The organism is Nocardiopsis sp. TNDT3 (assembly GCF_003427465.1).
In the GTDB taxonomy this organism is placed as follows: domain Bacteria; phylum Actinomycetota; class Actinomycetes; order Streptosporangiales; family Streptosporangiaceae; genus Nocardiopsis; species Nocardiopsis dassonvillei.
On record NZ_QPFC01001133.1, the window covers coordinates 1 to 4,668 of the forward strand.

The 4,668-nt window shown below is 71.9% G+C and carries 5 protein-coding genes; 3 read left to right on the forward strand and 2 right to left on the reverse strand.

What is annotated here, in order from left to right; all coding sequences use genetic code 11:
• Positions 1 to 404 precede the first annotated feature (404 nt).
• Together DQW06_RS24725 and DQW06_RS24730 are read right to left on the reverse strand one after the other, a co-directional pair.
• Positions 405 to 1,229, reverse strand: a complete 825-nt coding sequence (locus tag DQW06_RS24725; protein WP_013154956.1) for a purine-nucleoside phosphorylase — start codon at positions 1,227 to 1,229, stop codon at positions 405 to 407.
• An 87-nt stretch (positions 1,230 to 1,316) separates the two neighbouring features.
• On the reverse strand, positions 1,317 to 1,871 hold the full coding sequence (locus DQW06_RS24730; protein ID WP_013154955.1) for a gamma-glutamylcyclotransferase family protein: 555 nt from the start codon (positions 1,869 to 1,871) through the stop codon (positions 1,317 to 1,319).
• Positions 1,872 to 2,036: 165 nt separating this feature from the next.
• Between DQW06_RS24730 and DQW06_RS24735 the strand changes: the two genes are divergently transcribed.
• The 3 genes from DQW06_RS24735 to DQW06_RS24745 are packed head-to-tail and all read left to right on the forward strand — an operon-like array spanning position 2,037 to position 4,527.
• A complete protein-coding gene (locus DQW06_RS24735; protein ID WP_041552873.1) occupies positions 2,037 to 3,416 on the forward strand; it encodes an NAD(P)H-quinone dehydrogenase in 1,380 nt (459 codons plus the stop codon).
• A gap of 48 nt (positions 3,417 to 3,464) precedes the next feature.
• Positions 3,465 to 3,851 (forward strand): zf-TFIIB domain-containing protein, encoded by a 387-nt coding sequence (locus tag DQW06_RS24740; protein ID WP_013154953.1) that lies wholly within the window; start codon positions 3,465 to 3,467, stop codon positions 3,849 to 3,851.
• A 34-nt stretch (positions 3,852 to 3,885) separates the two neighbouring features.
• Positions 3,886 to 4,527: an AAA family ATPase gene (locus tag DQW06_RS24745; protein WP_117199407.1), complete on the forward strand. Its 642-nt coding sequence runs from the start codon at positions 3,886 to 3,888 to the stop codon at positions 4,525 to 4,527.
• Positions 4,528 to 4,668: the final 141 nt, after the last annotated feature.

A 4,668-nucleotide genomic window follows, 5' to 3' on the forward strand; every position in this document is an offset into this window, starting at 1 on the left:
GACCCGGTCCCCACCCCCGTGCGGCGGCCGGGTCCGCCATGTCGGGGGTTGACGCGCTTCCCGAGTTCTGGTTAGGTAAGGCATGCCTAAGGGAGAGCGTTCCGGGCGGGCGACTTCGCGCGGATGGCCGTCCGCCCGGACCTTCCCCGAGGGCGACGCGCGCGGTCCAACTGAATAACGGAAGTACAAGGTGCCCAGGTCGCGAGTCCAACGGGATCTGCGGGGATTCCGCGCGACGCGGGCACCGGGGCAAGCACTGCCTCCGACCGGAACCCGGTCGGTACCGTCCACCCCCAGGCCTCGGGGTGTACGCTCGCCACGCCGGTACCGGACGGGCCCGGTCGGAGGCGCCCCACCCCCACGGTTTTCTCCAGGCCCGGCTCCTATTTCTCCAGGCCCGGCTCCTAGGCCTGGCCGATCACCCTGTTGAGCAGCTCGCCCAGCCTGCGGGCCCGCTGGGTGACCACGTCCAGGGCGCGCTCGGCCTCGAAGGGCTCGAACACCGCCCCCACGGCGTCGTTGCTGACCACCGCCAGCCCCAGCACCTCGGCGCCCGCCTCCACCGCCGCGACCGCCTCCAGGGCGATCGAGTGGCCCACCAGGTCCGCGCCCGCCTGGTGCAGCACCTTCAGCTCCGCCGGGGTCTGCGTCTGCGGCCCCGTCGTGCACACGTACACACCTTCGGGGACCGATGCGTCCGCCTCCTGGACGGCCCGCCGCAGCCGGGGGCTGTAGGCCGACGACAGGTCCACGAACGAGGGCCCCACCAGCGGCGACCGGGCGGTCAGGTTGATGTGGTCGCGCACCACCACGGGCTGCCCCGTGGCGAAGTCCGTGCGCAGCGACCCGGCGGCGCCCGTCAGCACGGCGGTCCTCGCACCCGCGGCCACGCCCGTGCGGACCGCGTGGACCACCTCCAGCGGGTCGCGGCCCTCGTAGAGGTGGACGCGCCCCATGAACACGATGACGCGCTTGTCGCCCACCCACATGCTGCGGATCTTGCCCGAGTGCCCCTCGGCGGCGGGTTCGTGGAAGCCGGGAAGGTCGGTGGCGTCCAGCTCGATGTCGTACGAGCCCAGCGTGTCCACCGCGCCCGCCCAGCCCGAACCGAGCACCACCAGCGCGTCGAAGCTGTCGGCACCGGTACGGGACAGGAGTTCGCGCGCCGCGTCGGCCGCCAGCTCCCTGGCCTCGCCGGTCGTCCTCGGCTGCTGCTCTGGTTCCGTCACACGACGGATGCTACCTCCGGGTGACCGCGGCGTCCGGGAGCGTGCGCACGTGTGTTCCCGCGCCCGGCCGCACGGCGGACGCGGTGGTCACAGCTCGGTGGGCAGGCACTCCCGGGCGAGCAGCTCGGAGACGTACCAGTCGGGCGCCCCCGCCTTCTCGGCGGCCACCGCCAGCTCGCCCAGCTGGATCGCCGAGGGCATCCCGCCCTCGTAGCCGTCGAGCACGTAGGCCCAGGCCGGCACCACGCCGTGGTCGGCCGTCCGGGCGCGCACCGTGACCTTGCGGTAGGCCCGCCCGTCACCCGCGACCGACCACAGCGCCCGCCTGCGCCGCAGGTCCTCGTACTCGTCCTCGGACACGCCCCGCAGGCGGTGCTGACCTCCGCGCGGCGTCTCCAGGGCGCCCTGCCAGAAGTCCAAGTGGGGTTCGTCCCATTCCATGAGGTCGTACAGCGCCACGAACACCCGCTGACCAGCGTCCTCGACCAGGGTCGCCAGCGCGCCCCCGGGCTCGGGAAGGCACTCGCCGAAGGTCAGCCGCCAACCCTCCAACCAGCCGGTGGTGATCAGGGGCGAGTGCGGGGCCCGCCGGGCCATCTGCCCGGGGTGGAGACTGGTTCCGTACGCCGCGTAGATGGACACGGGGCCATCGTAGACCGGTTGGCCCGGGGTGCCTGCTATTTCCCCCGGTCGGCATGGCCGACAATGGGAGCAAGCGACGAAAACAGGTGGTGCCGCGCCATGCCCGCATATCACCCGGACCGGGGACGCGCGTGGCGGCCAGGCAGCAGAGGGAGTGAGGCTAGCGTGACGAAGGTCGTGATCATCGGTGGCGGACCCGGGGGCTACGAGGCGGCACTGGTCGCCGCGCAGCTCGGCGCGGACGTGACGGTGGTGGAACGCGACGGTATCGGCGGCGCCTGCGTCCTCACCGACTGCGTGCCCTCCAAGAGCCTGATCGCCACGTCCACCCGCACCACGTACGTACGCGAGTCCGACAGCCTCGGCATCCGTATCCGCGACGCCCAGGACGAGGACGCGGTCCGGGTGGACACCGACCGGATCAACACCCGCATCAAACTCCTGGCCCAGGCGCAGTCCGAGGACACCCGCGCCCGCCTGGTCAAGGAGGGCGTGGAGGTGATCAACGGGGAGGCCCGTCTGGTCGACCCGCACATCGTGGCCGTGGGCGACCAGCGCCTGCGCGCCGACGTCGTCCTCATCGCCACGGGCGCCCACCCCCGCGAACTGCCCTCCGCCAAGCCCGACGGCGAGCGCATCCTCACCTGGCGCCACCTCTACGACATGGAGGAGCTCCCGGAGAGGCTGATCGTGGTCGGCTCCGGCGTCACCGGCGCCGAGTTCGCCAGCGCCTACCAGTCCCTCGGCTCCCAGGTCACCCTGGTCTCCTCGCGCGACCGCGTCATGCCCACCCAGGACCCCGACGCCGCCGAGGTGCTGGAGCAGGTCTTCATGCGCCGCGGCATGACCGTTCTCAACAAGACCCGCGCCGAGTCGGTGGTGCGCACCGACGACGGCGTGCTCGTCACCCTCTCCGACGGCCGCACCGTGGAGGGCAGCCACTGCCTGATGACGGTCGGCATGATCCCCAACACCCAGGACCTGGGTCTGGAGGAGGCCGGTGTCCGCCTGGGCGACGGCGGCTTCGTCGAGGTCGACCGGGTCTCGCGCACCACCGTCCCCGGCGTGTACGCCGCGGGCGACTGCACGGGCGTGAACATGCTGGCCTCCGTGGCCGCCATGCAGGGCCGCATCGCCATGTGGCACGCGCTCGGCGAGGCCGTGTCCCCGCTCAAGCTCTCCACCGTGGCCTCCACCGTGTTCACCCACCCCGAGCTGGCCGCCGTGGGCGCCAGCGAGGACGACGTGCGCAGCGGCCGGATCGACGGCCGGTCGGTCACCCTGCCGCTCAACACCAACCCGCGCGCCAAGATGAACGAGGTCAAGGACGGCTTCGTCAAGCTGATCTGCCGCCAGCACACCGGCATCGTGCTGGGCGGCGTCATCGTCGGCCCGCGCGCCAGCGAGCTCATCCTGGGCGTGTCCATCGCCGTCCAGCAGCGCCTGACCGTGGACGACATCGCGCACACCTTCTCGGTGTACCCGTCGCTGTCGGGCAGCGTGACCGAGGCCGCCCGCTCGCTCATGCTGGCCTCCCCGGAGTAGGCCGTCCCTTTTTATCCGCTCCTGACAAGAATCGAGTAATGTCGTTTCGTGATCTGTCCCAAGTGTCAAAGCACCATGCGCACGTTCGACCGCCAGGGCGTCCACATCGACCGGTGTGACGGATGCCAGGGCATCTTCCTCGACCGGGGTGAGCTGGAGCGGGTCGTCAACGCCGAGCAGCGCCACTACGGTGTCGCGCCGCCTCCCGACCCCCACCAGGCTCCGCCCCACGGTTACCCGCAGCAGCACCGCGGCGGTTACCCGGACTCGCCCAAGGGCTACCGGGGCGGTCACCCCGACTCCCCGAAGGGCTACCGCGGCGGTTACCCGGACTCCCCGAAGGGCTACCGGGGCGGCCACGGCGGCTACCCCGACTCCCCGCGCGGCTACGGTGGACGCCGAAAGAAGAGCTTCCTCGAAGGCCTCTTCGACTGAGCCGAGCAGTTCCGACAACCTGAACGAGTAACCCGTGCACCCGCTGATCTGTACCCACTGCGGGGAATGGGACGAGACCCCCGACACCGCCGCGGGGGTCTCCGTGTTGCGCTGCGCCTTCTGCCAGCGCACCCGCCCGTTCCTGCGCCTGCCCCTGTACTGCGTGTCGGGACCGAGCGGCACCGGCAAGTCCACCATCGCCGGAGCGCTGCTGGAGCGGCTCCGCGACCGCTTCGTCGTCCTGGAACAGGACCTCCTGTGGGTCGGCGGACTCCGTGACCCGGCCGACCACCACCGGCTGTTCCGCTCCACCTGGCTGCGCACCGCCGCCATGGTCCAGCAGAGCGGACGGCCCGTCGTGCTGTGCGGCACGGTGGTACCGCCGGAGCTGGAGCACCTGCCCGAGCGCGTCCTGTTCACCGACGTCCACTACCTCGCGCTGACCTGTGAGCCCGACGTCCTGGCCGGGCGCCTGCGGGCCCGCCCCGCCTGGCGCCAGTGGGACGAGGAGCGGATCGCCGAGGCCCTGGAGTACGCGGCCTGGGTGGAGTCCGAGGCCGCGCGCCTGGAGCCCCCGGTCGACCTGCTGGACACCACCAGCGCCGAGCCCCGGGAGACCGCCGACGCCGTGTGCCGGTGGATCGAGGAACGGCACGTGCGGGCCGCCGCCTCCTGACCTGACGTCGCTACCTGTCGTCGTTGGTTGGGGCCCGGGATGGTTGTGGGTGAGTGAGGGCTCCGACCAACGCCCTGGTTGCGGGTGGTGGCCGGAGGTAGCGGCGTCAGCTGCCGCGAAGTGGCCCGGGAGGGCGACCAA